This is a genomic window from Kitasatospora cystarginea (assembly GCF_039533515.1).
GTDB classification, from domain to species: domain Bacteria; phylum Actinomycetota; class Actinomycetes; order Streptomycetales; family Streptomycetaceae; genus Kitasatospora; species Kitasatospora cystarginea.
This window is the reverse complement of record NZ_BAAATR010000033.1, coordinates 70,264-95,824: the sequence shown is the minus strand read 5'-3', so window position 1 is coordinate 95,824 and position 25,561 is coordinate 70,264. Positions and strand designations below refer to the sequence as shown.

The 25,561-nt window shown below is 72.5% G+C and carries 24 protein-coding genes; 10 read left to right on the top strand and 14 right to left on the bottom strand.

The window, feature by feature from the left end:
- Window positions 1-15: 15 nt before the first annotated feature.
- On the bottom strand, window positions 16-1,788 hold the full coding sequence (locus tag ABD369_RS29380) for an ABC transporter ATP-binding protein (protein WP_344639596.1): 1,773 nt from the start codon (window positions 1,786-1,788) through the stop codon (window positions 16-18).
- A 459-nt stretch (window positions 1,789-2,247) separates the two neighbouring features.
- On the opposite strand from ABD369_RS29380, the gene ABD369_RS29375 reads away from it, so the two are divergent.
- Window positions 2,248-2,802, top strand: coding sequence for an RNA polymerase sigma factor (locus ABD369_RS29375; RefSeq protein WP_344639595.1), 555 nt, complete (start codon window positions 2,248-2,250; stop codon window positions 2,800-2,802).
- Window positions 2,795-3,523 carry a hypothetical protein gene (locus ABD369_RS29370; protein WP_344639594.1) on the top strand — a complete coding sequence of 243 codons (729 nt, stop codon included), beginning with the start codon at window positions 2,795-2,797 and terminating at the stop codon, window positions 3,521-3,523. Before ABD369_RS29375 ends, ABD369_RS29370 begins: the two co-directional genes overlap by 8 nt.
- Before the next feature lie 42 nt (window positions 3,524-3,565).
- Here ABD369_RS29370 and ABD369_RS29365 read toward each other — a convergent pair whose 3' ends face one another.
- The gene (locus ABD369_RS29365; protein WP_344639593.1) at window positions 3,566-3,721 is read right to left on the bottom strand and encodes a DUF6131 family protein; all 156 of its coding nucleotides are present in this window, start codon (window positions 3,719-3,721) and stop codon (window positions 3,566-3,568) included.
- A gap of 231 nt (window positions 3,722-3,952) precedes the next feature.
- Complete coding sequence (locus ABD369_RS29360; RefSeq protein ID WP_344639592.1) at window positions 3,953-4,273, bottom strand: DUF3040 domain-containing protein; 321 nt, start codon at window positions 4,271-4,273, stop codon at window positions 3,953-3,955.
- A 458-nt stretch (window positions 4,274-4,731) separates the two neighbouring features.
- Here ABD369_RS29360 and ABD369_RS29355 point away from each other — a divergent pair, with 458 nt between their 5' ends.
- The gene (locus ABD369_RS29355; protein WP_344639591.1) at window positions 4,732-5,265 is read left to right on the top strand and encodes a ferritin-like domain-containing protein; all 534 of its coding nucleotides are present in this window, start codon (window positions 4,732-4,734) and stop codon (window positions 5,263-5,265) included.
- A gap of 74 nt (window positions 5,266-5,339) precedes the next feature.
- On the opposite strand, the gene ABD369_RS29350 is transcribed toward ABD369_RS29355, so the two are convergent.
- On the bottom strand, window positions 5,340-5,954 hold the full coding sequence (locus ABD369_RS29350; protein WP_344639590.1) for a CGNR zinc finger domain-containing protein: 615 nt from the start codon (window positions 5,952-5,954) through the stop codon (window positions 5,340-5,342).
- A gap of 81 nt (window positions 5,955-6,035) precedes the next feature.
- Between ABD369_RS29350 and ABD369_RS29345 the strand changes: the two genes are divergently transcribed.
- Entirely contained in the window at window positions 6,036-6,653 is a 618-nt protein-coding gene (locus tag ABD369_RS29345; protein WP_344639589.1) for an MBL fold metallo-hydrolase, read from the top strand.
- Between the two features lie 47 nt (window positions 6,654-6,700).
- Here the strand turns inward: ABD369_RS29345 and ABD369_RS29340 are convergent, their stop codons facing one another.
- Window positions 6,701-7,105: a YciI family protein gene (locus ABD369_RS29340; protein WP_344639588.1), complete on the bottom strand. Its 405-nt coding sequence runs from the start codon at window positions 7,103-7,105 to the stop codon at window positions 6,701-6,703.
- A 118-nt stretch (window positions 7,106-7,223) separates the two neighbouring features.
- On the opposite strand from ABD369_RS29340, the gene ABD369_RS29335 reads away from it, so the two are divergent.
- Window positions 7,224-8,180, top strand: a complete 957-nt coding sequence (locus ABD369_RS29335; RefSeq protein WP_344639587.1) for a LysR family transcriptional regulator — start codon at window positions 7,224-7,226, stop codon at window positions 8,178-8,180.
- A 100-nt stretch (window positions 8,181-8,280) separates the two neighbouring features.
- On the opposite strand, the gene ABD369_RS29330 is transcribed toward ABD369_RS29335, so the two are convergent.
- The 5 genes from ABD369_RS29330 to ABD369_RS29310 all read right to left on the bottom strand — a co-directional run bounded on the left by ABD369_RS29330 (window position 8,281) and on the right by ABD369_RS29310 (window position 16,385).
- Window positions 8,281-8,493 carry a DUF4287 domain-containing protein gene (locus tag ABD369_RS29330; protein ID WP_344639586.1) on the bottom strand — a complete coding sequence of 71 codons (213 nt, stop codon included), beginning with the start codon at window positions 8,491-8,493 and terminating at the stop codon, window positions 8,281-8,283.
- A 77-nt stretch (window positions 8,494-8,570) separates the two neighbouring features.
- Window positions 8,571-9,248: a DUF998 domain-containing protein gene (locus tag ABD369_RS29325; protein WP_344639585.1), complete on the bottom strand. Its 678-nt coding sequence runs from the start codon at window positions 9,246-9,248 to the stop codon at window positions 8,571-8,573.
- Between the two features lie 232 nt (window positions 9,249-9,480).
- On the bottom strand, window positions 9,481-10,596 hold the full coding sequence (locus tag ABD369_RS29320; protein ID WP_344639584.1) for a carboxylate-amine ligase: 1,116 nt from the start codon (window positions 10,594-10,596) through the stop codon (window positions 9,481-9,483).
- A 350-nt stretch (window positions 10,597-10,946) separates the two neighbouring features.
- The gene (locus tag ABD369_RS29315) at window positions 10,947-12,317 is read right to left on the bottom strand and encodes a diaminobutyrate--2-oxoglutarate transaminase family protein (protein WP_344639583.1); all 1,371 of its coding nucleotides are present in this window, start codon (window positions 12,315-12,317) and stop codon (window positions 10,947-10,949) included.
- A gap of 57 nt (window positions 12,318-12,374) precedes the next feature.
- The gene (locus tag ABD369_RS29310) at window positions 12,375-16,385 is read right to left on the bottom strand and encodes a Pls/PosA family non-ribosomal peptide synthetase (RefSeq protein ID WP_344639582.1); all 4,011 of its coding nucleotides are present in this window, start codon (window positions 16,383-16,385) and stop codon (window positions 12,375-12,377) included.
- Between the two features lie 324 nt (window positions 16,386-16,709).
- On the opposite strand from ABD369_RS29310, the gene ABD369_RS29305 reads away from it, so the two are divergent.
- From ABD369_RS29305 to ABD369_RS29290, 4 genes are all read left to right on the top strand, one after another.
- Window positions 16,710-17,501, top strand: coding sequence for an SDR family oxidoreductase (locus tag ABD369_RS29305; protein WP_344639581.1), 792 nt, complete (start codon window positions 16,710-16,712; stop codon window positions 17,499-17,501).
- 50 nt (window positions 17,502-17,551) lie between these two features.
- On the top strand, window positions 17,552-17,875 hold the full coding sequence (locus tag ABD369_RS29300) for a putative quinol monooxygenase (RefSeq protein WP_344639580.1): 324 nt from the start codon (window positions 17,552-17,554) through the stop codon (window positions 17,873-17,875).
- A 223-nt stretch (window positions 17,876-18,098) separates the two neighbouring features.
- Entirely contained in the window at window positions 18,099-18,830 is a 732-nt protein-coding gene (locus ABD369_RS29295) for a trypsin-like peptidase domain-containing protein (RefSeq protein WP_344639579.1), read from the top strand.
- Between the two features lie 138 nt (window positions 18,831-18,968).
- Window positions 18,969-20,438: an alpha/beta hydrolase gene (locus tag ABD369_RS29290; protein ID WP_344639578.1), complete on the top strand. Its 1,470-nt coding sequence runs from the start codon at window positions 18,969-18,971 to the stop codon at window positions 20,436-20,438.
- A gap of 33 nt (window positions 20,439-20,471) precedes the next feature.
- On the opposite strand, the gene ABD369_RS29285 is transcribed toward ABD369_RS29290, so the two are convergent.
- The 4 genes from ABD369_RS29285 to ABD369_RS29270 form a co-directional block, all read right to left on the bottom strand.
- A complete protein-coding gene (locus tag ABD369_RS29285; RefSeq protein WP_344639577.1) occupies window positions 20,472-20,792 on the bottom strand; it encodes a hypothetical protein in 321 nt (106 codons plus the stop codon).
- Between the two features lie 1,163 nt (window positions 20,793-21,955).
- Window positions 21,956-22,519 carry a hypothetical protein gene (locus ABD369_RS29280; protein WP_344639576.1) on the bottom strand — a complete coding sequence of 188 codons (564 nt, stop codon included), beginning with the start codon at window positions 22,517-22,519 and terminating at the stop codon, window positions 21,956-21,958.
- A 68-nt stretch (window positions 22,520-22,587) separates the two neighbouring features.
- Window positions 22,588-23,031: a hypothetical protein gene (locus ABD369_RS29275; RefSeq protein ID WP_344639575.1), complete on the bottom strand. Its 444-nt coding sequence runs from the start codon at window positions 23,029-23,031 to the stop codon at window positions 22,588-22,590.
- Between the two features lie 210 nt (window positions 23,032-23,241).
- The gene (locus tag ABD369_RS29270; RefSeq protein WP_344639574.1) at window positions 23,242-23,892 is read right to left on the bottom strand and encodes a TetR/AcrR family transcriptional regulator; all 651 of its coding nucleotides are present in this window, start codon (window positions 23,890-23,892) and stop codon (window positions 23,242-23,244) included.
- Between the two features lie 48 nt (window positions 23,893-23,940).
- Here ABD369_RS29270 and ABD369_RS29265 point away from each other — a divergent pair, with 48 nt between their 5' ends.
- On the top strand, window positions 23,941-25,530 hold the full coding sequence (locus ABD369_RS29265) for an FAD-dependent oxidoreductase (RefSeq protein WP_344639573.1): 1,590 nt from the start codon (window positions 23,941-23,943) through the stop codon (window positions 25,528-25,530).
- The last annotated feature ends 31 nt before the right edge of the window (window positions 25,531-25,561 follow it).

Below are 25,561 nucleotides of genomic sequence, written 5' to 3'. Positions count from 1 at the left end.
CGGTCTGGAGAGGGGTCATGCTCCGGCCGCGCACCCGGTGGTCCGCCGCGGCCGGCCGTCGTACGGCAGTTCACCTGCGTCGGCGTGGCCCAGCCAGAGGATGCGGTCGGCCGTACGGGCGAACGCCCGGTCATGCGTGATCAGGACGGTGGTGCGCCCGGCCATCAGCTGCCGCAGCGGCGCGATCACCTTCTCGGCGGACCGGTCGTCCAGCCCGGCGGTGGGCTCGTCCAGCACCAGCACCGGGGTGGCGCGCAGGAAAGCCCGGGCGATCGCGATCCGCCGGCACTGCCCGCCGGAGAGCTGGAAGCCGTCGCGGCCGATCTCGGTGCGGTACCCGTCCGGCAGTTCGATGATGAAGCCGTGCGCGTCGGCGGCGCTGGCGGCCCGCTCGATCTCCGCCTGCGAGGCGCCGGGCCTGCCGTAGGCGATGTTCTCCCGGATGGTGGCGCGGAACAGCGCCGTCCGCTGGGGGAGCAGCGTGACGGCCCGGCGCACCGAACGCAGGGTCAGCTCCCTGAGGTCCTCGCCGTCCAGGCACACGGTGCCGAGGTCCGGATCCAGGAAGCGGACCAGCAGTTTGGCGAGGGTGGACTTGCCGCAGCCGCTCGGTCCCATCACCGCCAGGACCTCGCCCGGGCGGAGGTCGAAGCTGATGTCCGCCAGCAGCGGCAGACCCGGGTGGCCCGGGTAGTCGAACCCGACCTGCTCGCAGGACAGCCGCCCGGCGACCGGGCGCACGTCGCGGGCATGCGGGCGCTCACGCACTGGGCTCGGGGTGTCCAGCAGTTCCAGCAGCCGCTCGGCCGAGGCGCCGGCCGTACCGGCAACCGCGGCCAACTCCGAGAGCTGGTGGGCCGGTTCGAAGAGCTGCGCCATGAAGGCGGCGAACGCCAGCAGCCCGCCGAGGCTCAGCACACCGCGCTCCAGCTCGTACGCGCCGATGCCCACCACGGCCAGCCCGGCGAGCACTTCGAGCACATTGAGGAACGGCGGGTACAGCTCGGCGAGGCGCGCGGCGGCCAACTCGGCGTCCATCAGCGCCCGGCCCTCGCGCCGGACCCGGCCGACCTCGCGGGCCTCCTGCTCGCAGGTGCGGGCGAGTTCCGAGTTGCGCAGGCTCTCCTCGACCACCGCGCTGACCCCGCCCGCCCGGCGCTGCGCCACCCGCTCGCGCACCAGCAGCCGCCGGCCGAAGAACCGTGCCGAGGCCCAGAACAGCGGGGCGGTGCAGATCGCCACGAGCGCGAGCGGCAGGCTCAGGTACAGCGCGGCCGTCGTGAACAGCAGCAGCCCGAACAGGGCCGCCGTGCCCTCGACCAGCCCGGAGGCGACCAGCTGCTCGACGGCGACGACATCCCGGGTGAGCCGGGACACCACGTCGCCGGGCTGGCGCCGCTCCAGCGTGTCGGGCGGGAGGGTGTGCAGATGCGCCACGGCGGCGGTGCGCAGCCGCAGGACGAACCGCTCGGCGGCCCGCCGCGCGCCGTAGCCGCCCGAGAAGGTCAGCAGCGCGGCGCCGACGGCCGTGCCGAGCATGGCCGTCCCGAGCGTCCAGAAGGCCGAGAACCGCCGGGGGACCAGTACCTCGTCGATCAGGTCCTTGAACAGCCAGACCGACACCACCTCACCGAGGCTCCCCGCCACCAGTAGTACGGCGCTGACCGCCAGCCACGGCGCGTCGGGACGCACCCACGGCCAGAACCGCCGGAAGGCCACCCGCGTGGGGACCGCGGGCGAGGGCGCGACCGGTCCGTCCACAGCGGACCCGGGTGCCAGGGACTCCAAGACGTCGCCTCCGTCGTGGCAGAAGGGGGGCCGACCGATCGCGGCCGGCCCCCGGAGGTGAGGGTTCCGGTGCCCTCGCTCAGTAGCGGTGGTGGTGCCGGCCATGGTGGTGCCGGCCATGGCCGTGCCGACCGTGCCGGCCGTGCCGCCCGAATCCGAATCGACTGAAGACGCTCATCCTGGGCTCCTCTCTGCCTGACGGGTACGACCGGCCGGCCACGGGGCCCGCGGCGCGCGCCGGAAGCCTCCTCCTGCCCGGCTCCGGGCGGGGCACTCCCGGCCGCCGGGCCGGTGCGAGGGGTCCCCGGCTCCCCGCTGCGGGCTCCGGCCGCCCGGCCGGTCCAAGTCGGGGCCATCAAGTACTACGCAGAACGGTGCGGGAGGGATTGCCCGGGCAATCCCTCCCGCACCGTGGTACGTAGTGTGGATATGCACCGGATAGGCGCCACCCTGGAGCGGATGCCTGACGAGGCCCTGCTGGCAGGCCTGATGACCGGCGATCCGGAGATCGCCCTGGCCTTCGTGCGCCGGTTCCAGCACAAGATCTTCGGAGTGGCGCTCGCGGTGACGGGCGACGTACAGCTGGCCGAGGACATCTCCCAGCAGACCTTCGAACGGGCCTGCCGCTACGGCCAGGTGTACGACTCGCGCCGCGGCTCCGTCCGTACCTGGCTGGCGGCCATCGCCCACAACCTGGCGGTGGACACCGTCCGCACCCGCAGGACCGTCCCGCTCGAACCCGACGAGCTGGCGCACTTCCTGGAGGCCGTCACGCGCACACCCGAACGGCAGGCGATCGCCGAGGAGACCTCGGAGGAACTGCGCGGCGCCCTCGCCGAGTTGCCGAGAGAGCAGGCCCGGGCGCTGGTGATGGCGGGAATCTACGGGATGACCGCCCAGCAGATCGCCGAGTTCGAACAGGTGCCGCTGGGCACCACGAAGACCCGGATCAGGGCGGCGATGGGGAAACTCCGAGCCTCCCTGGCGCAGCAGAGGAGGACCGGCCATGACTGAAGTCGGCGGACTCAGCTGCGCGCAACTGAGGGAGATGGGTGCGGAGCTCGCGCTCGGCGTGCTGCCCGCCACCGAGCGGGCCAACGCCATCGCCCACCTGCAGTCCTGTCCCGCCTGCCACGAGGACATCCGGGAACTGACGCTGACGGCGGACCGGCTGGTGGGCGTGATCCCGGGTAGCGAACCCCCGGTCGGTTTCGAGAGCCGGGTGCTCCGACGGCTCGGACTGTCGCCCGCACACCGGATCAGACGCCGGGTGGCCCGCTACCGGTTCGCCCTCCCCGCGGCTGCGGCTGCGGCGGCCCTCGCCTTCGGCGGCGTGGGCGGCTGGGTGATCGGCGCATCCCAGCACCCGAACCCGCCCGTGGTCAGCGTGCCAGGCGGTACGTCGGTCGGCCATTCGCTGTTCAGTGCCAAGCTGGTCGCCAGTGGGCGGACCATCGGGCGGGCACTGATCTCCACCGGCCCGTACGCCTGGTTCTACATGTCGCTGGACGCCGGTGGGACCTCGATCGCAGGCAAGATCAAGTGCCAGATCGAGCGCGGCGACGGTTCCAGCGTGACCTTCGGCCCGTTCACCGTCACCGCCGGGTACGGGCACTGGGACGGCCCGTATCCGCAGAGCTCGGCGCCGGTCACCGGCCTCCGGTTGCTCTCCGCGGACGGCTCGGTGCTGGCGGACGCCGCGTTCGTGCCGATGTATCCGCCACTGGAGACGTAGGACCGAGCGGTACGCGACGCCGCGGGCCCCGTTGTCCGAGTCCTACCAGTAGTGGCTGCGGCCGCCGACGGCGTGGCCCACCGCGCCGAGAACCCACAGGATGAGTCCGATGAACACGAGGATGACGCCGATCGACCACAGGATGGTGAGGCCGGTGACGAATCCGATGATCAGAAGGATGATTCCAAGGACGATCATGACGACCTCCCGTTGGACGACCCCCCTCGTCCACGCTTGTGCCCGGACTCGGGAGGCGTAATCACCCGGCCGACCGCATGCCCGGGCGTGTACCGTCCGCTGAGCAGCTGAGCAGCTGAGCAGCTGAGCAGCTGAGCAGCTGAGCGGCTGCGTGCGACGGACCTGCCTCGCCACCTTCGGCGGACCCGGACCGGGTGCCCATCCGGTCGCCGCGTCGGCGCCGCCGGCCGGTCATCGGCCCCGGCGTCGCTCGACGAGCCCGTGCACCCCCCGGGCCAGCAGCAGCACCACCGTGGTGGCCCAGACCAGCGCGAACACACCCAGCGCGGTAGCCGAGCGCACCTGGACACCGACCGACAGCAGCCCGAACGAGCAGGCCGCCAGCAGGACCAGGACGGAGACCGGGACCCGGCACAGCGCCTGGAAGACACACCGCAGCCGACCGGGCCGCATGTTCCGCAGCCGGCGGTCCAGTCCGGTGTCGTTCCGCAGGTCCGCCTCGATCTCGGTGAGGATCTGCCGCTCCCGCGGTGACAGGCTCGGTTCGCCCATCGTCGCCACCTCCATACCAGCCGGTGACGGGTTTCTGCCTGGCTGTTGCCCGGTGGACGCCCGTTCTGACGCCGCCGCCCGGCCGGTGCGCGCGGTATCCCGGGGCCACCACCGTCGCCGCCGTCCGCAGCGGGTCCGAGTCCGGCGGCGGCATCGTGGGCGAGGTCCGGCCGCCGAGGGCCCGTGGGACAGCGCGACCGGCGGCGACTCGGGTAACGGCCGCCGTCCGTACGGCGCTTCCCCATTCTCGTACGCGGTCGGAACCGCAGCAGCCCGAACGCCCGTCCCGGCACCGGGCCGCCCGTGCTTGGTCCTCGAATCCACCCGCAGGGCGGGGCGCACCCCTGCCGGACCGGCCGTCGCGGCGCGGCGGCCACCGCGGACTTTCGGCGCGGCCGGAGCGGAGAGACGCTGGCAGTGAGCCGACGCCAGTGAGCAGGGCCGGAAGGGAGTACGCCATGAGCTACGGTCTAGCGCTCGACGTGGACCGGATCCGCCGCGAAGCCCTGCAGACCATGTCCGCCGGGCCGGCGACCTCCGGGCACGGACTGGACACCGAGCGGGTGGTCAGCGTTCTGAACGACGTGGTCGCGACCGAGGTGGTCGGCTGGCTGCGCTACACCCGGCACGCGATCTCGGCGCAGGGAGCCGACCGGTCCGCGGTGCGGGCGCTGTTCGACCGGCACGCCGACCAGGAGATGCGTCACGCGGTCGCCGTCGCCGAGCGGATCAACCAGCTCGGCGCCCAGCCCAACTTCGACCCCGCCACCCTCGCCCAGCGCGCGCACACGGACTACTCCGCGCCCGACGACGGCGAACTGCGCGGAATGCTGGAGCAGAACCTGCTGGCGGCCCGGATCGTGGTCTCCACCTACCAGGAGGTCGCCGACTGGATCGGCGACCGCGACCCCGCCACCAGGCAGCTGATCGAATCCCTGCTGGCGGACGAGCAGGAGAACGCCGAGGCCCTGGCCGAGCTGCTGGCCGCCTGAACCGTCCCGGCCGCAACCGGCCGGCACGTCCGCGCATACGTGGGGGAGCAGCCGCACCCCGTGGGATACCGGCGTCAGTCGATGCCGGCGGTGCGCCGACGGGCGTAGTGGCGGGCTGCCCGCACCCGGTCGCCGCAACGCGTACTGCACCACTGGCGCCGGCCGTGGCTGCGCAGCAGCAGCCGGACACAGCCGTCGGCAGGACAGGCGGCGAGCGTCTGGGCGTCGGATCCGCACAGCAGGCCGAGGGCGTCCTCGGCCAGGCCGGACAGTGCCCTGGCCACCTGGTCGCCGCCGGTCGCGACGGCCCGGCGCCGCGGTCGGTCCTCGGACGGCCAGTCGAGCGCCGAAACCGTCGGCGCCGCGCGCAGGGCGCCATTGAGAGTGTCCACCGCCGACCGCGGGGGGTCCGTGCGGCCGATGGCGGCGGCGAGCAGAGCGCGGATCGCCTCGCGGAGCTCGCGAAGGCCGGCTGCGGCGGCCGTGTCCAGCCTCAACTCGCCCTCGTCCGTCGTGTGTTCGGCCAGCCAGCTGGTCGCGGCCTCCGGCGTGTCGAGTGCGTCGACCGGTGCGCCGCTGCGCACGGTCCTGGTGTTGACGAGGGCGAGCGCCACCGAGTGCTCCTCGCCCGGCGCCGGGGGTAGCGGGTCGGGTCGGCGGTTCGGTCCACTGGCGGAGAGCTGATCCATGTCTCTCATGTTAACCGTTGACCTTTTCCGTGAAGATCAGTTAGCTTCTCACGGTAAACGAAGACCATATCCGTGAGGAGTATGACCTTGGTATCCGCCGACGACCGATCTGCGCCCGCACCGCTGGGAGCCGCCCCCGCCGCCGGGCCGCAGGTGGGCGTCCGAGCAGCGGGAGGGCCGACCGCCGTCCTGGAACTGGGTGGCCTGCGCCTGTTGACCGACCCCACCTTCGACGCCCCCGGCGCCTACACCTCTCCGTCCGGCTCCGTGCTGACGAAGACCGCCGGCCCCGGGCTGCGGCCGAAGGAGCTGGGGCGAATCGACGCCGTGTTGCTCTCCCACGATCAGCACGCCGACAATCTCGACGAGGGGGGCCGCGCCCTGCTTCCCACCGTTCCGGTCGTCGTGACCACGCCCGACGGCGCGGCACGGCTCGGTGGCAACGCCCACCCGCTCGCCCCCTGGGCCCATGTCGACCTTCAACGCCCCGGTGGTGCAACGCCGTTGCGCGTCACCGGCGTACCGCCGGCCTGCTCCCACCATGCCGGAGCCGATAGCGCCGAGGCGGGGCGGGCAGCGTCCGCCGGACGCCCGCCCCGTCTCCGGCTGTGCCCGCGCCGTACCTCCCGGAGAGCCGGGTCCCATCCCCCACGAAGTGGCGACCGTGCAGATCCGACCCACCTCCGGAACCGACCGTGAGGTGTTCCTCCAGACTCTCACCAGCGCCGCCCCGGAACCGCCCGGGGTCAACCGATGACGGTGAGACCGGTCAGGCCCGCTGCCGCGGGGCCGTCGCCGAGCAGCGCGCTGACTCCGGTGGGGGTCACTCGGATGATGTCGTACCGGGCCACGGCGGAGGTGACGAAGGGATCGGTCCGGGTGATCTCCCGTATCTCGTCCGGATCGTCGCCCAACGCCAGGATGAAGCCACCGGTCCGGGGCTCCTGCCGGCCGGAGAGGAGGAACCTGCCCTCGCGGTAGTGGCGTTCGAGGTACTCCCGGTGAGCCGGCAGCAGCGCGTCGATCTCCGCCAGGTCCTTGAGGTAGGTCAGTGTGAGGATGAACACGGCGTTCTCCAGCCCGTAGTCGCCGGCCGCCGTCGCGGCCGTCCCGTCTGGCCCAGCGAACCGCCCCAGGCCCCGGGCGTCCATGAGTTCCGGCCGAAGGAGTGCTAGCCGCGAACGAACACCGCAGGTCATCGATGGTTCGGCGGTCGCTACGATGCTGATCGCACACACCTGTGAACGTCACCGCCAGTCCGGGGGAACCGTGGAACTGCGTCAGCTCCGCTACTTCCAGGCCGTTGCCGAGGAGGGGAACCTCACCAGGGCGGCCCAGCGGCTGTACCTCAGCGGCCCTTCCCTCAGTCAGCAGATCCGGCTGCTGGAGAAGGAACTGGGCGCCCCACTGTTCGAGCGCAGCGCGACCGGCATGACGCTGACCGCGGCCGGACTCGCCCTGCTGCCCGAGGCGAAGGCCGCACTGGATGCGGCCGAGCGCGCGCGGCGCGCGGTCGAGGCGGCCGTCCGTGCCGAACCCGTGGTCCTGACGGTCGGGGTCCCGGCGGGTGTGCCCGCAGCGCTGGTCCGGCGGGTGCGGGACGCGAGCGCCGCGCTCCGCCGGACCGGCACGGCCGCCGGCGCTGCCGCGCGGATCCGGTTCCAGGACGCCTCGACGGCCGAGCAGCTCGACCGGCTCGCCGGTGGGGACCTGGATCTCGGGCTGCTCACGGCGCCGTTCCCGACCGCGGGTCTGGGGACCATGACGGTGTGGCAGGAGCCGATGGGAGTGGTGGTGAGCCGTGCCCACCCGCTGTCCGGGCTGGACGCGGTCGGCTTCGGCGATCTGGCCGGACAGGATCTGATCTGGTTTCCCAGGGAGTCGGCCCCCGGGCACCATGACGAGGTGCTGGCGGTGTGCCGCCGCAACGGCTGGGATCCGCAGCTGCGCCCGGGTTCGGGCCACCGCTCGGTCTTCCTGACCCAGCTGACCTGCGGCGAGGAGGTCGTCGCCCTGCAGGCCGCCTCGATGGTGGACGACGACTCGGCCCTCGTCTGGCGGCCGCTGGCGGGGGACGACACCCCGAGCCTCACCCTGACCGCCGCCTGGCGTGCCGCGAACACGGATCCGGCACTGCGGGAGCTGGTCGCGGCGCTGCGACGCCACCGCCCGGCTCCGGACCGGGCCACCGGCGCCCCACGGGCCGCGTACCCGGCGAGCGGCTGAGCCACCGGGGTTCAAACCGGTGGACGCCCGACCGGCAGGCAGGGTGCCCAGGAGACGGGGCACCCGGCAGACACCGCACCGGGCCGGTGCCGGATCGGGCCTACTTTGCGCTGTCCTCGGTGAGGGTGTGGGCCACCAGGGCGTTGGCGTGGCCGTGTCCCAGTCCGTGCTCGGTCTTGAGCCAGGAGACGAGTTCCATGTGCTTGGTCAGGGGCGAGGAGCGGATGAGGTCCTTCCACTCCGCGATCGGGCGGCCGTACTTCTTCTCGATCGAAGGGAAGTAGCTCGCGGGGCCCTTCACAGGTTCAGTCATCTTCGCAGTCTGCCGTTCATCCGGTCGTAAATGATCTTGAGGTGCACCATCTCACACTGGGCGGTCCGGTGTCCGGACTACCGCGCCGCCGACTCGGCGCGCAGCCGGGCGGACACCGCGGTGAGCCATACGAGGCCGAGCCCGGCCCCCGCGGTGAAGGCCATCACGGTGGCGGCGGACCCCGCGAAACCGGCGAGTACAACCACCGGCATCAGGCGGCAGGCCACGGCCCAGCCGCGCAGCTGCCGGACGGCGAAATGCCGGGCCAGCACGACGAACGCGGCGCACAGCGAGAGGTAGCCCACCATGCCACCGAGCATGTGGACGGTGCCGTGTGCGCTGAGGGTGACGGTGGAGGAAGCCGGGGTGCCGGCGGGGAACCCGGCCCCGGGGTCGGCCCGGAACGCCGAGCAGACCAGGAACGAGGCTCCGAACACACCGATCAGTCGTGGGACCCAGGTGACGCCCGGGCCGCCGCGCAGCGCCCGGCGCATCCCGACCGCGCCCGCGACCAGCAGCGACCCGGTGAGCAGGAAGTCGACCACCTGGATCCAGCCCAGCTCGCCGAGGCTGAGCTGGCTGATGGCGTTCCGGGTGAAGTCGAAGCCGTCGCGGGTGAGGCCCTGAACCAGTCCCAGGCCGAGGAAGAGCGGGCCGCCACCGATGCCGCCGGCCAGCAGGAGCCGCGTCGTCCGCTGCGACGGGGCCGCGACGGCGGCGACGGGGGCGGGGGCGGCGGTGAGCGCGTGGGTCATGGGAGGCCTTCCTCGTTCGCCTCGCCCGGGCTTGGGCGTTGCGGTGTTGTCGCAGGTAGGACCGGAGTGCGACGGTGAAGTAATCGCCGGCCGAAGGTGATGTGGGTCACGCTTCGGCTCGCCCTGACCCGGACCGCCGCTCGGGACGGCGGTCGTCGAGGACAGCGCGCCCGTGCGCCGAACCGGTGCCGCGGGTTCACTCACCGCAGCACCGGTTCGCCCAAGAGGCCGTTCAGGGGACGGTCAGTTCCGCCAGCGCGTCCACCACGTCGAGCAGCCGCCCGCGCCGGCGGAACGCCGCGCGCTGCCGGTTCGCGCCGGTTCCCGAGGCCAGCAACCCGGCCAGCAGTTGCTCCACCAGCGGGAGGTCGCCGCTGTCGCGGAGACCCGGCGCCGCCCGGAGCATGAGATCCTCCAGCAGGGTGCGCAGTGGCCGGGCCCGCCCGGTGAAGGGGTCCACCCCGGCTCCGTCCAGCCCGCCCCGGGCGGCCTGGAAGTGCGCTGCGCGCAGCAGCGCCCCCGAAACGTCGGGTGCGGGGACGCCTTCCCGGACCTCCGCCAGAAGGACGGTCGCCAGGCCCCGAAGCAGCAGTGCGAGCAGGACGGCGGTGTCGAGATCGGCGTTGACGTCGGCGACCCGCAGCTCCAGGGTCGGTACGTGCTCGGACGGGCGCGCGTACCAGTAGATCATCCGGCGGTCCAGCAGCAGGCCCGAGTCGACCAGGGTGTTCGCGAGCTCCTCGTACCCGGCCTCGTCGAGGATCGGTGCCGGGCCGACGGTCGGCCAGCGGTTCCACAGGATCGCCCGCCAGCTGGCGAAGCCGCTGTCCCGGCCTTCGTTGAAGGGCGAGTTGACGGCGAGCGCCTGCACTGTGGGCAGCCAGGGGCGCAGTTGGTTGGCCAGCGCGAGGGCCTGGGCTCGCGACGCCGTGCCCAGGTGGACATGGCAACCGCACACGCCGCCGCCGTTGCCGTCGGCGACCGCGCCGAACTGCTCCGCCATCCGCCGGTAGCGCGGGTTGTCGGTCACCTCAGCGGGGATGTGGCCGGGCAGAGCCGGAGTGCCGCTGGCCACCAGCAGGCAGCCCGCACTCCGAGCCACCGCCGCCACCGTCCGGCGCAGGAAGACCAGTTCGGCGCGCAACTCGTCGACGGTGCGCACCGGCGAGGTGCACACCTCGATCTGGGTGGGATAGAACTCGGCCTGCACGCGCCCGCCCAGAGTGAGCCCCGCCTCGGCGATCACCTCGGGCGCCCGTGGCACGGGCCGTCGGCTGCGCCGGTCGACCAGCAGGAACTCCTCCTCGACGCCCAGGCTCAGAAGTTCCGGTGGTGCATGGGCCGCCATCTGATCACCGGCTACGGGGTGGGGGCCGGCGGGGGAGCGAGGGCCGGGCCGGGTACGGGCGGCGGGTGTGGCCCCGGGGCCGGTTCGGGGAGCGGCTGCGGGAGAGCCGGCTCGTCGGCCCCGGGGCCGGGATGCGGGAGCGGGCCGGGACCAGGCGGATCGGTGTCCGGATCGGGCGGGGCGAAGATCGTCATCGAAAAGTCCTCCTCCGCTGCCCAGCGCGCCGCCCGGCCGGCGCTACTCGATCCCGAACGGCCGGGCCGACACGTGGACTGATATCGAAAACCCGGCGGGGGTCCGATCTGTTCCGGGGCGGCGGGTCGCCGAACCATCCGGCCTGTCTGGCGCGATCAGGCCTCCCGCACGGCCGCCGCGACGGCGTCGAGCAGGATCACGCACGCGGTCTCGACGTGCTCGGCGGTGACGTTGAGCGGCGGCATCAGACGCACCACGCAGTCCTCGCGGCCGCCGACCTCGACGATGAGGCCGCGCCGGAGCGCTCTGGCCTGGACGTCCGCGGCCAGCGAGCCCGCCGGGCGGCCGTCCACCGGGTCGGCGAACTCGACGCCCCACATCAGCCCGCGGCCGCGCACCTCGGCCACCCAGGGGTGCTTCTGCAGCGCCGAGAGGCGCTCCGCGATCTGCTCGCCGCGCCGGGTGACGTTGCCGAGGACGTCGTCGCGTTGGATGATCCGGATCGCCTCCACCCCGGCGGCGAAGGCCAGTTGGTTGCCCCGGAAGGTCCCGGTGTGCGCGCCGGGTGCCCAGGTGTCCAGCTTCCGGTCGTACAGGATGACCGCGACCGGGGCGCCGATGCCGCTCAGCGCCTTGGAGGCGACGATGACGTCCGGATCGATGCCGTACTCCTCGAAGGCGTACCAGGTCCCGGTGCGCCCGCAGCCGGTCTGCACCTCGTCGACCACCAGGGGGATGCCGAGGTCCCGGGTCAGGCCGCGGACCCGCTGGACGAACTCCCGGCGGGCGGGGACGATGCCGCCCTCGCCCTGGACCATCTCCATGATCACCGCGGCGGGGAGCGGCACCCCGCCGTTGCCGTCGGCCAGGGCCCGTTCCAGGTACTCGACGCAGTTGGTGGCGCAGCGGTCCGGTGACAGCCCGAGCGGGCACCGGGCGCAGTAGGAGTAGGGGAAGAAGTGCACCCCGGGGACGCCGTTGGCGACCGGCTGCTTCTGCGCCACCAGCCCGGTGACCGCCATGGCCGCGTGACTGCTGCCGTGGAAGCCGCCCTGGAAGGAGACGATCTCGCCGCGGCCGGTCGCGGTCTTGCAGAGCTTGATGGCGGCGTCGACGGCGTTGGCGCCGGTCGGGCCGCAGAAGTGGATCTTCATTTGGTCCTGGAGCCGCGGTGCCAGCATGGACAGCTGGGCCTCGGTGAAGGCGTCCTTCACCGGGGTCGGGAAGTCCAGGCCATGGGTGAGCAGGCCGAGTTGGGCGGTCACCGCCGCCACCAGCTCCGGGTGGTTGTGGCCGAGCGAGAGCACGCCCGCGCCGGCCAGGAAGTCGATGAAGACATTGCCGTCCACGTCCCGCACCAGGCTGCCGGACGCCTCCGCGATGGCGATGGGCAGCCGCCGGGGATAGCTGCGGGCGTTGGACTCGCGGCGCGCCTGGCGGGCGAGGAGCTCGGCGGAGCGCGGCCCGGGCAGGTCGCCGTCGACCCGTGGGCCGGACCAGGTGTCGAGTTCGTCAAGCGAGGTCATGCGGTGCCTCCAGAGTGGGTGGGGCGGCGGGGCGACACGGGCGCCCCACCGGGCGGATCAGCAGGGACGGGCGGGGATACCGCGCCACCGGGTGTGCGGGGGAAGGCGTTCGCCCTTCATGACCAGGGACAACCCGTCCAGCGAGGTGCCCGCACCGACCTCGGCGTCGTACAGCACCACGCAGCGCAGGCCGACCGAGCTGCCCTCACCGACCCGGACCGTGGACATCTTCATCACCCGGTCCTCGAACAGGTGGGTCTGCAGCGAGGTGCGCTCGCCGACGGCCGCGTCGTCGGCCACCTCGACCAGGTCGAACTCGGTCAGGTAGGTGGTGTTGAGCCAGACCCGCCGGCCGATCCTGGCACCGAACAGCCGCATCACCCAGGCCATCAGGGGTGTACCGGTGAGGAAGGCGATCAGGCTGGGCACCACCAGGTTCTCGAACAGGCCGGTGATCAGCTCGGTCCGCCGTACCCAGATCCCCCAGAGCGGTTCGACGCGGGGCCGGTAGCGGCCGATGACCAGCCACTTGAGCAGCACCACGACCAGGGTGGCGAACACCCCGGCGCCGAGCAGCAGGGCCGGACCGAGTAGGAAGACCGGCAGCGGTGAGGTGGCCCTGGCCAGCATGACGGCGGCGTACAGGTAGAGCAGCACGGAGACGGTGCCGATGGTCGCGGGCAGGGTCACCCGGAAGTACTCGATGGCCAGGCGCGCGGCGATCAGACCCGGGCTCGGGTCGTAGGTGTACTTCGCGGGGAACCTCTGACTCCCCTCCCGGCGCGGCAGGAAGAGCGCTGGCGAGCCCAACCAGGTCGTCTCGGGCCCGATCGGCCGGGCCGGTGCCACCGAGTGCACGCCCAGCAGGCTGCCGTCGCCCATCCGGCAGGAGCCGGGCAGCAGCGCCCCGTTGCCGACGAAGCTCCGCGTGCCGACCTCGGCCGGGTCCAGCGCGATCCGGCCCCGGTGGAAGACCGCCGGCGCCACCACGCTGACGTCCGCGACGAAGCTCAGCTCGCCGATGATCAGCATGTCCGGGTCGACGAAGCTGACGGTGGCCACCTCGGACCAGCGCCCGGTGCGGGCGCCGAGCAGCCGCAGGAACGGCACCAGGTAGAGGGTGGAGTAGAGCGAGTGGGTCATGGTCAGGCTGATGGTCAGCATGCCGTCGGCGATCCACTTGCGGACCCCGAAGCCGCTGCGCTCCGGATGGATGCCGGCCCGCGCCCTCGGCAGCACCGCCCGCTTGGTCAGTACGATCAGCGCACAGGTGGTGACCACGATCACCGGCCCGGCCGCCAGCGCCGAGAGCAGCGCCCGGACGAAGCCGTACCACGCGGCCACCAGGACGACGACCGCCGAACCGGCACCGAGGACGGCCACCGGCAGCAGCCCGAGCAGCAGCGCCCCCAGTGCGTAGCCGGCCAGTACCCGCACCGGCCAGGGACGGGCGTCGGGCTGCCCCGCGAGGGACTGCAGCACCAGCGGTACGGCGTCCTGCCGGGCGGCCGGTGAGCCCGACCAGTGCTCGCCAGCCGGCACCACCTGGTCCGCGGGGATCAACGACTGCTCGCCGACCGAGGCACCCGCACCGATCACTGCGCCGGGCAGCACCACGCTGTTGGTCCCGAGGAACGCCCCCGTGCCGAGGCGGACGGGAGCCAGCCGCAGCCAGCCGCCCTCGACCGCGTAGGCCTGCACCCGCACGCCGTAGCCGACGCTCACCTCGTCGCCGAGCTCCACCAGGGGCGGCAGGGGGATCGGAGCCGACACGTGGCAGCCGTGGCCGACCCTGGCGCCGAGCAGCCTGAGGAAGGCCGGCAGCAGGGGGGAGCCCGCCAGCAGCCCGACCGGTGTCAACGCGAGGATCTTGGTGTACAGCCAGAACCGCAGGTAGGTGACGCCCCAGAGCGGGTACCAGCCCGGCCGGACGCCGGCCAGCACCACCCGGCAGCCGATCACCGGGATCAGCAGCAGGTTCAGCAGCAGCCAGCCGATCTGCACCGGCACGAACACGGAGTACCGCAGGTGCGTGAGCACACCCAGTGGTCCGCCGTCATCCACTGCGGCCGTGTGGACGCCCCAGGAGGCCAGTACCCGGTAGAGCACGACCAGTGCCGGCAGTCCGAGCAGCAGCAGCCACCCGTACAGCGCGAGGAGCTGGGCCGTGCCGCAGAGGGCCACCCGGGCGGTGGAGTGCCGGCGCGGCGGCGGGCCGGTGGCCTGCTGCCGGGCCGGGGCGACCGCGTCCCCGCGCTCGACGAACGCCGCGAGCGAGCGCACCGTCGGCTGGAGGTACAGGTCCGCCATCGCCAGCCGCTCGAAGCCGGGCAGTCGGCGCAGCCGGGACATCAGCCGCGCTGCGGCCATCGAGTGGCCGCCCAGGTCGCAGAAGAAGTCGTCCTCGACGGAGAGTTCCCGACGGCCGAGGACCTCCTGCCAGACGGCCGCCATGCGCCGCTCCAGCGGGGTCCCGGGGGCCACGTGCGGCCGGCTTCCGCTTGCCAGCGGCACCGAGACGGGGGCGGGCAGCGCCTTGCGGTCCACCTTGTCCGCGGTCAGCAGCGGGAACTCCGGGAGCACCTCGACGAAGGAGGGGATCATGTACTCGGGCAGTCGGCGGCGCAGCGTGGTGTGCAGGCGCTTGCGCAAGCCGTCGTCGTCCCGGTCCGAATGGCCGGTCAGGGTGACGTAGCCGACCAGGTCGTGGACGACCCCGTCCTGTTCGCGCGGGGTGACCACCGCGTTCTCCACCGCGGGGTCCTCCCGGAGCACCTCCTCGATCTCCGCCAGCTCGATGCGGTACCCGCGGATCTTGACCTGGGTGTCGATCCGGCCGAGGAACTCGATCTCTCCCGCCGGGTTCAGCCGGCCCAGGTCGCCCGTGCGGTAGATCCGGGGGCTGTCGGCCCGGTCGGCCTGCACCGGATTGGGGATGAAGCGCTCGGCGGTGAGCTCCGGGCGGTTCAGGTAGCCGATCGCCACGCCGGGGCCGCCGATGCAGATCTCACCGCTGTCGCCGTCGGGGACCGGCCGCAGCCGCTGGTCGAGCAGGTAGACGCGGTAGGTGGGCAGCGGGGTCCCGATGGTGACCGGCCGGCTGGGGGAGAGCTCGGTCCAGGTCGCGGTGACCGTCGACTCGGTGGGGCCGTAGACGTTGAGGATCCGGCGGCCCTCGTGGGACCAGCGGCGCACCAGGTCGGGCGGGCAGGCCTCGCCGCTGACCAGCAGGCTGCGCAGGGTGGGGACTTCGGCCTCGATGGTGGACAGCAGGGTCGGCACGCAGCACAGCACCGTGACCGCCTGCTCGGTGAGGAACGCGGCCAGCCCGTCGCCGACCCGGCGTTCGTCGGTCGGTCCGGCCACCAGCACCGCCCCCGCCGCCCAGGCCGGCCAGATCTCCTCGACGGAGAAGTCGAAGGCGATGGACAGGCCCTGGTAGACCCGGTCCGTCGCACCGACCCGGTAGACCGGTGCGGCTACCCGCAGGAAGTTGACGATGTTGGCATGGGAGACGGCCACGCCCTTGGGCCGTCCGGTGGTCCCGGAGGTGTAGATCACGTAGCACATCGACTCCGGGTCGACCTCGACCATCGGACGGTCGTCCGGGAGATCCGCCAACTCCGGCAGCGGCTGGTCGAGTTCGAGTACCCGGCAGGTCAGATCGTGCGTCCGCGCACGCATCGCGGAGGTCGTCAGCAGATCGCACAGCCCGGCGTCCCGGGCGATGAACTCCACCCGGTCGGCCGGGAACGAGGGGTCGAGCGGCACGTACGCCGCACCGGACTTCAGCACCGCGAGCAGTGCGACATAGGTGTGCAGGGACCGTTCGAGCAGGATCCCGACGGTCCGGCCCTCAGCTGCGCCCCGCTGCTGCAGCAGCCGGGCCAACCGGTTGGCCCGGCGGTCGAGTTCGGCGTACGTCAGCCGGGACGGGCCGCAGCTGACCGCGGTGTTCTGCGGGACCCGGTCGCAGGCCCGCTCGAAGTACTCGACCAACCGCCGCACCTTCGGCACTGTGAGCTCCCTCGGCGCGGCCGTGTCCGCGGTCGATTCGGTACGTGGCAAAGCTCCTCCTGGTCGTCGGCGGAGAAATTCCCATCCCAATTCGCACTCAATCCTCCGGACAATACATACCGTCAGGTGGCGTCCGCAGTGCGGCACGCGCGCCTGCTTTCACCGTGAAGGCGGTCGGTGGGGCGGCCTGATCTGGCCGGAATTCTCAGACTCCTCATATACGTATGACCGGTATTCGCCCGGGAAGGCCGTTGTCCGCCGACACCTTGTTGGCGTAGTGGAATCTCCGTTTTCCACGGTGGTCGCGGCAGAATCGGGAGCCGGGTGAGGCGCTGCCGCCCGGTCCGCGGCGCTGACGGATTTCGGAGGGTGACCATGGGTGTGAGCGAAAGCGAAACGGACACCGGCGCGAACGGGCAGCCGCTGGCGGGCTGTGCGGCGCTGGTGACCGGTGCGTCCAGCGGGATCGGGGCGGCCACCGTGCTTGCGCTGGCCCGGCAGGGCGCCGCGGTCGCCATGGTCGCGCGCCGGAGCGAGCGGCTGGAGCAACTGGCTTCCACGATCGACGAGTTCGGCGGCAGATCGATCTCGATCACCGCCGACCTGATCGACCCGGGCCAGGCGCGCCGGGCCGTCGGGGACGCCGCCCGGAGACTCGGCCGGCTGGACGCGTTGGTGAACAACGCGGGCTACGCGGCGCTGAACACCCTGGAGGAGGGGGAACCCGAGGACTGGGAGCGGATGGTCGATCTCAACCTGAAGGCCGTACTGCACATCTCCAGCGCGGCTCTGCCACACCTGGTTCGAGCGGCCGCCGGGGGGCCGCGCGGTGTCGCCGACCTGGTGGCCGTCAGCTCGGTCGCGGGCCGCGTGGCGCGTCGGGGCAGCAGCGTCTACTCGGCGACCAAGCACGCGGTCTGCGCGTTCGCCGAGGCGCTGCGCCAGGAGGTCGCCGGACGGGGAGTGCGGGTCGGCCTGGTCGAGCCGGGCGTGACCGCGACGGAGATGACGGCCGATGACGCCAGGCTCGCCATCGCCTTCGACCTGCCGAAAACCGCATGGCTGCGCGCCGAGGACATCGCCCGCGCCATCGTGTTCATGGTCACCCAGCCCGCGCACGCGGCCGTCAACGAGATCATGGTCCGCCCGACGGCCCAGGAGCGCTGACCGGCGGTGCGACCGAGGGAATACCGCTGATCCGCGGTTAGACTCGACTCGTGATCTTCATCGTTGTGAAATTCCCGGTCAAGCCCGAATACGCAGACTCCTGGCTGTCCCATGTCGAGGCCTTCACCCAGGCGACCCGCGCGGAGGAGGGCAACCTCTGGTTCGAGTGGTCGCGCAGCGCCGAGGAGTCGAACACCTACGTACTCGTCGAGGCCTTCAAGGACGGCGCCGGTGATGCGCATGTGAACTCCGATCACTTCCGGGCCGCCATGGAGACGATGCGTCCGTTGGTCCAGCGGGCGCCGCAGATCGTGAGCACCACCATCGAGGGCGCCACCGGCTGGAGCCGGATGGGTGAGCTCGGGATCGACTGACCCGCCGGCGAGGTGACACTTCATCTGCCGGCCGCTGCCCCGACCACGGCCGTTCCCGGCGCGGTCGGGGCAGTGCTGTGTGATGGGGCCGCGAGGCGAGGGCCGATCGCGGCCCACCGCCGCCCGATCGGGTCACACGCCGAGCGCGGCGGGTCTCGTGGATGGCAGGCTTTCTGTCAGCAGCGGGCCCGACGGACCGGGCCCCGGTGGGGGGAGGACCCTCGTGAAGGCTCGTTGGATCGGTTGTGCGCTGGCCTCGGCAGTGATCGCGCTCGGCACGCAGGCGGCGGCGTCCGCGGCTCCGGGGCCCACCACCTCGACCGCCCCGCCCGGAGCGGAGGCCGACCGGGTCGGCCCGCTCTTCTCGGGGCCGGTCGCACCGGGCAAACACTTCTGCACCGCCTCCGTGATCGACAGCCCCACCGGGGATCTGCTGGTCACCGCGGCGCACTGCGTGTCCTCGCCGGACGGGGTCGTGTTCGCCCCGGGGTACCGCAACGGCAAGGCGCCGTACGGGGCCTGGCGGATCGTCGAGGTTTTCGAGACGAGTGGCTGGCACAAGAACGCCAACCAGGACCAGGACTTCGCCTTCCTCCGGGTGGCGCCCGACAGTGAGGGCCGGCCGATCGAGAGCGTGGTCGGCGGGATCCCGCTGGGTGTCGACGAGAGCCTCCACGAGACCGTACGACTCTACGGCTACCCCGCCCGGTCCGAACTGCCCCTGCTCTGCACCAATGTGACCACCGCCTTCACCGCCCACCAACGCCGGATCGACTGCCCCGCCTACACCGGCGGGACCAGCGGCGGCCCCTGGGTGAGTGAGTCCACCGGCAGCGTCGTCGGAGTCATCGGCGGCTACCAGCAGGGTGGCGACACCGCCGACGTCTCCTACAGCGCGGCCTTCGGCGACACCATCGCCGACCTCTACGTGAGCGCGGTCTTCTCGGACAGGTGACCGGCCGGAAATCTGACGGTCGGCCAGCCTGGGGTCGGAGAACAGGTCGTGGGAAGTGGCCCGGCAGAGCGATGCGCTGCTCGCCGGCACCCGGATACCGTGCTGGTCCGTCCATCGGAACGACCGGCAGGGGTGGCCATGCGCCACCGGAAGACGACCCGCGCGGCGCTGTGCGCCCTTGCGGCGGTAGGGCTGCTCACGCCGTCCGCGACGGCTCAGGCCGCGCCCGCGGCGGCGCGGAAGGCATCCACGGCGCCAGGGATCACCTGGGAGCGCTGCGCGGGGACGGACGAGTCCGACACCGTCCGGTGCGGTGCGATCTCCCTCCCGCTCGACTGGTCCAGGCCGGGCAGCCCGGAGCGGACCGAGGTGCGGGTGGCCCGGCTGCCCGCCGCCGATCCGGGCCGCCGGGTCGGCACGCTCTTCTTCAACCCCGGCGGCCCCGGGGACGGCGAGGTCGGCTACCTGCTCGACGGGCGGGCCCGGCAGCAGTACTTCCCGGCGGCGCTGCGCGAACGCTTCGACATCGTCGCGGTGGACCCACGCGGCACCGGCACCAACCCGCCGCTCCACTGCCGGATGCCGATCGACCCCGCGGTGAGCAGGTTCCCCGCTGACCGGGCGGCCGCCGCCGACCTGGTGCGCAGCAACCGGCGGCTCGGGACGGCGTGCGCCCGGGCCGGCGGCCCCCTGGTCGAACACCTGGACACCGGCACCATCGCCAGGGACATGGACGCCGTACGCGCGTCGCTGGGCGAGCGGCGGATCAGCTTCCTCGGGATCTCCTACGGCTCGATGGTGGCCCAGAGCTATGCCGAGCTGTTCCCCGGGCGGGTCCGGGCCATGGTGGTGGACGGAGTGGTGGACCGGGCGCTCCCCTGGCAGCGCATGGCCGTCCTCGATGCCGCGGCCGTCGAGGACGGCGTGGGCCGATTCGCGCAGTGGTCGGCCGGCCACCCGGAGAGCGCACTGCACGGCCAGGACGTCTCCGCCTTCCTGCCCACCCTGCTGCGCCGGGCCGACGCCGGCGAAATAAAGGACGGCGAGCGCCCGGCCCGTGCCGAGGAGATCGCCCAGGCGGTGAACAGCGGCCTGCAGATGCCCGCGTTCTACCCCATGCTCGCCACGGCGCTGCGCCGGACGGCCGAGACGGGGAGCCTCGCCCCACTCGGCCCCCTCACCCCCGCCCAGAACCCCGAGTACCCGGCGTATCGCTCGATCGTCTGCCAGGACGTCCCAGTTCCGGCCGGTGCCGAGGCGGCGCTCCCGGAGCTCGCCCGCCGGGTACGCGAGGCGGCGCCGACCCTGCGCGGCTACTCCGAGTTCTGGGACATTGCGAGTGGCTGTGCGGGCTGGCCAGGCCAGTCGTGCTGGACCCCGCACGGCTGGCGGGTGCCCGCAGACTTCCCACCGGTGCTGCTGCTCTCCGGCGCGCACGACGTGGCCACCCCGCCGGCCTTCGCCGAGTCCGTCCGGCGCGCCCTGCCCGGCAGCAGGCTGCTCCGCTGGGAGGGCGACGGCCACACCGCCTGGGCCAACAGTCCCGCGACGGTCGACGCGGCGGTCGGGTACCTCGCCGACCTGGCCGTACCGCCAACCGCCTCCTGAACGGCACTCGCCGTCCTCTGCGCTGACCAGCGGTCAGGAGGCGTGGCGCTCCTGGGCGCGGCGCGGCCGGGCGGGGACGGGAAGCTCGGCCACCGGCGACGGGACGACCGCGTGGACCGGGCGGGCCGGTGCCGCCGGAACCGGCGCGGCCGCGGCCGTGGCGTGGGCCTCGCGGATCCAGCGGGTGAAGGCCTGGGCGAACTCGGGCCCGAGGCCGGCGGCGAGCTTGAGCTGGTCGAGGTCGCCGCTGCGGATGGGGATACCGGCCTGGTTGAGGACGGTGAGCATCGGGTGGACGAGGGCCCAGTCGGCACGGGTGGCGGACGGGCGGCAGGGATGTTCGGGATCGGTCACACCATGATCCAACCACCTGAGCGGCCCCAGGTCACCGTGTGAAGCGGCTTTGATACGGAGGCGGGACAATGTCCGGCCACGGGCCCTAACCGGGTCGGGCCGGGCGCACCCGGCACGGTTTGGGTCAAGCCGGATCCGGACCGCGTATGACGGGGAGACGGAGGCCCGGTGCCCGGGCCCGAGAAGTTCCGTCCGGGTGTGTCCGGTGCTGTAGTCGGTTCGTGTGACCCGATGTCCGGAAGTCGCGTTGACAGGCGGTGCGGTGACGAATCGGTGCCGCACTGGCAACAGTCGTACCGAGCTCGGCTCCGGCGGCGGCGCGGTTACCGGCACAGGCGGTGGCGGTGGTGGTGCGGTGTCGGATTTCGGCTGCTCTCGTCTGATGGGATGGCCGTACACCTGGGTCGGTCGTACCGCTGCGGCGCACCTCCCGGGAGCAGGCGTCGGTTGGGACTCTCGGCGCCTCGGAGACGGGACCGGTGGCACCGGGGAGTGGGGCCGACGGTCCCTGGTCGGGGTGTCCCGGATACCCGAGGATATTCCCAGGCGGGCGGCGAGCGAGACGGCTCACGGCCCGACTTCCGACCACTGGAGAGGGAGCCTCTCATGTCCGAACGTGGCAGCAGAAGACCGAGCACCGTCGAGCCGACAGGACGGTACGGCTGACCGGCCGCTCGTGCCGCAGCTGTAGCGCACCCGTCCAGCTGGGGACCTCGGAGCCCGTCACGGGCCCGGCGCACCCGCCGCTCGTACTGGCGGTCGCCGGGTGCCGCGGTACGACCGCGACCGGGAGCGACGTCCTTCACCACCGACATGACGGCCACTTCGGCCGCAACACTCCCGCGCTGTGGGGGCGCGGGGCCGCCCGGCCGGCTGTGGGGGCCGCCCGGGACGGAAGGCAGGGCCGGGGGCGGGTGGGGCCGCCCCCGGCCGCGCCGTGCGCAGGGGGTCCGATACGGGCGCCGAGACGGCGGCCGGCCCGGCTGCCGGAGGGTGCGGCTGCCCGGCGTACACCGGGACCGCGGTGCCCGAGGGCACGCGGCGGCGTGCTCCGGGAACCTGCGCCGGACCGCACGGGGATTCAGCTCCTCTTACGGCCTCCGCCGGCATCGGGCAGCCGCGGCGGCGTGACCGGCTGGGCTGGACTGCTGCGGTGCGGGCGTTCAGCCCAGGCCGCCGAGGGTGTACCGGTCGAAGGCGTCGTACAGGTCCTCCTCGTCGGGGACGGCGGCGTCGACCGAGGGTGCCGCGGCCGTCGCGAGCAGGGTGACGAGGCGGGCGAGCCCCGGGTAACTCGTCTCGGCATCGGGATGCACGGCCTGGGCGTCGGCGACGAGAGGAGCTGCCGACAGCGCCCCGATCGGGTACCCGCCGGTGAGATAGACGGTGTGCGGGTGCGCGGCCACCTCGGCGAAGGCACTGTCGACGGCCAGGCTCCGAAGGCAGTCGCGCAGGGGGGATGCGGAGCACGCGGGGAGGCGGTCGTGCTCGGTGTGGTCCACCGCGTGATGGGGCACGGAGCGCACTCGGGCCACCGTCTCCCGTCGGACGGACGGTGCCAGGTCGAGCCAGGCGGAGTCGGGTGCCAAATCGGCGAGCGCGGACGCCGCGCGTTCCTCGGCCTCGCCGAGGCGTTCGGCGTCCACGGCGAGTGCCGTGAGAGCGAAGGCCGGATCGGGCCGGGAGGTGCGGTCGGTGACCGCGAGGAAGACGGTGTATCGGTTCATGCTGCTCGCCTCGACGGTGGACGCGGACGGCCGGGCCGCACTCCGGCCGGCCGAGTCACGGTACGCCCTTACTTGATACAGATCTTGCCCTGGCTGTGGTTGGTCACCGTAGTGGTGTGCGCTTTCCCCTCAGCGGTGATCGTGAACGTCGCGCTGGCCGAGTAGTCGTGGCACTGCCCCTTCGGCGGCGGCCAGTTGGCCACGACGCGCGCCTTGAACTTGTTCTTGCCGGACCCGGTGTCGTGCGCGACCTGGCTGCCGTCCTTGTAGAGGGTGACAGAGATCGAGTACTCGGGCATCTTCTGCTTGCAGCCCTTGATGTCGGCGTGGACGTTGATGACGTCCGGATTGGTGTGCGATTCGTGCGGTGAGTCCAGCGCGGCTTCGCACTTGTCCCAGAGTGCGGCCGCTAACTGCGGCCGGATCGACGCTGGTTGGGCCATCGCCTGGGCTTGGAACGGTACGACCAGACAGGCGGCGGCAAGCGCGCCGGTGATGATGCGCCTTCGCATGGCGAACCTCCGAAAGTAGGGGTACGGAGGGAACGCTATGTCCTGATATCGCGTCATCACGACGGAGAATCAAGCCAGTTGGGTACGTCCAAGCCGGGCGGCCTCTTCGGCGAGCCCACCTGGGGTGAGATCGGAGTGTGGCCGGCCGTACGGGGTGGCGGCCCCGTACGGCCGGGTGCGGGGCCGCCCCGGGCAGTGGGCGGTGGTTGCTCAGGGGGCGAGCAGCCCGCGTTCCACGGCGTCGAACGCCTGGTGCACTCGGAGGCGGTGCTCCTCCGCCAGGTCGTCCGCCCGCTCACCGGCGAGCAGGCGCCGGGCCGTGGTGAGGTAGACGCTCCGGTAGGCGGCGACGGTGAGGGCCGCCGTGATGGCCGGATCGGCCTCGCCTGGGCCGGTGGTCCGGCGGATCGCCTCCTCCAGCGCGTGTTCGATCTCCTCGACGCCCTCGCGGGCCCGCGCCCGCAGTGCGGGTGACCCGATCACGACCCGCCAGAAGGGCGGAAAGGTGTCACCGACTCCGGCCAGCGGGCTTCGCTGATCCAGTAGTTCGAGTGCCAGCCGGCGTAGCGCGGCGAGCGGCGTCTCGTCGTCCGGGCGGTTCAGGACGGCGGACGAGAACAGCTCCACGGCCTCGGGGATGCGGTCGAGGAAGAGATCCTCCTTGCGGGGGAAGTGGTTGAAGACCGTCATCGCGGACACACCGGCGGCCTCGGCGATCTCGGTGACCGTGACGTTGTCGAAGCCGCGCACGGCGATCAGGGGCGTCGCCGCATCGGAGATCCGCTTCCGGGTCTCCCGCTTCTTGCGCTCGCGCAGGGTGAGCTCGGTGTGGCCGCCTCCGGCGGCAGTTCCAGCTGGCATGGAGAAAAGTGTAGTGGCCATAAAGTTTTAGTGACTATAGTCATTCGCATGAAGCCGAGCACAGGCAGGGGCCTGGACTACGACGTGGTGGTGGCCGGGGGCGGTCCGGTAGGACTGATGCTCGCCGGCGAGTTGACGCTGGGTGGGGCACGTGTGGTGGTTCTCGAGCGCCGATCGTCGGTCGATCCGACGATCAAGGCGGGCGGGATCAACACCCCGACCGCCGAAGCCTTCTACCGGCGCGGGCTGCTGCCCGCGCTGACCGAGTCACAGCAGCGGACGCTGGAGCAGTTCAAGGCGTTCGGAGAGCGGAACCAGGGGAAGAGCCGACCCGAACGCTCGCCTCACAAGGTCGCGGGACACTTCGCCGGGATCATGCTGAGCGCCGATCGGATAGACCCGGCGGAGCCCGACTTCGCCGACCTCGGGCCCGCCGTCGCCGGAGTCACCATGGTGCCGCAGCAGGAGGTCGAGCGCATCCTCGGTGAGCATGCGGCGAAGCTCGGTGTCGAACTGCGGCGCGGGGTCGAGGTCACCGGCTTCGACGAGGACGCCGAAGGAGTGACGGTCCACACCGTCGACGCGGCGGAGGACGGTGAGCGGCGCCGCGAGAGCATCCGGGCCGGCTGGCTGGTGGGGTGTGACGGCGGCCGCAGCACGGTCCGCCGGCTCGCCGGCTTCGCCTTCCCGGGCACCGATCCGCAGATCACGGGCCATCAGGCGGTGGTCGAGATGACGGGCGCCGAAGCGCTGATCCCGGGGTGGAACTGGACGGACACCGGCGTCTACGTGCACGGCCCGATCCCCGGCCGCATCCTGACCGTCGAGTTCGACGGGCCGCCCGCCGACCGGGACGCGCCGGTCACCGCCGAGGAACTGCAGCGGAGCCTGCGCCGCGTCTCGGGCGTGGACGTCACGATCACCGGAGTGCGGACCGCGACGCGGTTCACTGACAACGCCCGCCAGGCGACCGAGTACCGCCGGGGCCGGGTGCTGCTGGCGGGCGACGCCGCCCATGTGCACTCGCCGTTCGGCGGTCAGGGACTGAACCTGGGCATCGGCGACGCGATGAACCTCGGCTGGAAGCTCGCCGCGGTGGTCGGCGGCCGGGCGTCCGAGCAGCTGCTCGACTCGTACACGGCGGAACGGCATCCCATCGGGGCCTGGGTCCTCGACTGGACCAGGGCGCAGGTCGCGTTGATGCGGCCGTCCCCGCACATCCGGGCCCTGCGCGGGGTCGTCACCGACCTCACCGGGACGGTCGCCGGGACCACCTATGTCGTCAAGCAGATCTCCGGCGTATGGCAGGGCTACGGGCTTCCCGGGGACCATCCGTTGGTCGGCCGAAGCGCGCCGGACCTCCTGCTGGCCGACGGCAGCAGGCTCGCCGACCATCTCCACGGCGGCCGGGCCGTGCTGTTCGACCTCATCGAGGACGACGCCCTCCGGGCATCGGCCGGGAAGTACGACGGCAGGGTCGACACCGTCACCGCGGCGTGCCCGGACCGGCCCCAGCTGCGGGGGCTGCTCGTGCGTCCGGACGGCTTCACCGCCTGGGCGAGTGATCTCTCGGACGACCCGGCGGCGAGCGGGGAAGCACTCGCGGCCGCGCTCGTCCGGTGGTTCGGCGCGCCGTAGGACGCGGTGCCGCCCGGGCGGACCGGTCGAC

What these genes read in the sequence shown, in the direction of transcription:
- ABD369_RS29325 (WP_344639585.1), bottom strand. Translation starts at nt 9,248, where the DNA reads ATGACCCACGCGCTCACCGCCGCCCCCGCCCCCGTCGCCGCCGTCGCG.
- ABD369_RS29365 (WP_344639593.1), bottom strand. Translation starts at nt 3,721, where the DNA reads ATGATCGTCCTTGGAATCATCCTTCTGATCATCGGATTCGTCACCGGC.
- ABD369_RS29305 (WP_344639581.1), top strand. Translation starts at nt 16,710, where the DNA reads ATGGGTGTGAGCGAAAGCGAAACGGACACCGGCGCGAACGGGCAGCCG.
- ABD369_RS29265 (WP_344639573.1), top strand. Translation starts at nt 23,941, where the DNA reads ATGAAGCCGAGCACAGGCAGGGGCCTGGACTACGACGTGGTGGTGGCC.
- ABD369_RS29315 (WP_344639583.1), bottom strand. Translation starts at nt 12,317, where the DNA reads ATGACCTCGCTTGACGAACTCGACACCTGGTCCGGCCCACGGGTCGAC.
- ABD369_RS29345 (WP_344639589.1), top strand. Translation starts at nt 6,036, where the DNA reads ATGACCTTGGTATCCGCCGACGACCGATCTGCGCCCGCACCGCTGGGA.
- ABD369_RS29370 (WP_344639594.1), top strand. Translation starts at nt 2,795, where the DNA reads ATGACTGAAGTCGGCGGACTCAGCTGCGCGCAACTGAGGGAGATGGGT.
- ABD369_RS29290 (WP_344639578.1), top strand. Translation starts at nt 18,969, where the DNA reads ATGCGCCACCGGAAGACGACCCGCGCGGCGCTGTGCGCCCTTGCGGCG.
- ABD369_RS29330 (WP_344639586.1), bottom strand. Translation starts at nt 8,493, where the DNA reads ATGACTGAACCTGTGAAGGGCCCCGCGAGCTACTTCCCTTCGATCGAG.
- ABD369_RS29355 (WP_344639591.1), top strand. Translation starts at nt 4,732, where the DNA reads ATGAGCTACGGTCTAGCGCTCGACGTGGACCGGATCCGCCGCGAAGCC.
- ABD369_RS29340 (WP_344639588.1), bottom strand. Translation starts at nt 7,105, where the DNA reads ATGGACGCCCGGGGCCTGGGGCGGTTCGCTGGGCCAGACGGGACGGCC.
- ABD369_RS29350 (WP_344639590.1), bottom strand. Translation starts at nt 5,954, where the DNA reads ATGGATCAGCTCTCCGCCAGTGGACCGAACCGCCGACCCGACCCGCTA.
- ABD369_RS29280 (WP_344639576.1), bottom strand. Translation starts at nt 22,519, where the DNA reads ATGAACCGATACACCGTCTTCCTCGCGGTCACCGACCGCACCTCCCGG.
- ABD369_RS29275 (WP_344639575.1), bottom strand. Translation starts at nt 23,031, where the DNA reads ATGCGAAGGCGCATCATCACCGGCGCGCTTGCCGCCGCCTGTCTGGTC.
- ABD369_RS29270 (WP_344639574.1), bottom strand. Translation starts at nt 23,892, where the DNA reads ATGCCAGCTGGAACTGCCGCCGGAGGCGGCCACACCGAGCTCACCCTG.
- ABD369_RS29360 (WP_344639592.1), bottom strand. Translation starts at nt 4,273, where the DNA reads ATGGGCGAACCGAGCCTGTCACCGCGGGAGCGGCAGATCCTCACCGAG.
- ABD369_RS29320 (WP_344639584.1), bottom strand. Translation starts at nt 10,596, where the DNA reads ATGGCGGCCCATGCACCACCGGAACTTCTGAGCCTGGGCGTCGAGGAG.
- ABD369_RS29375 (WP_344639595.1), top strand. Translation starts at nt 2,248, where the DNA reads ATGCCTGACGAGGCCCTGCTGGCAGGCCTGATGACCGGCGATCCGGAG.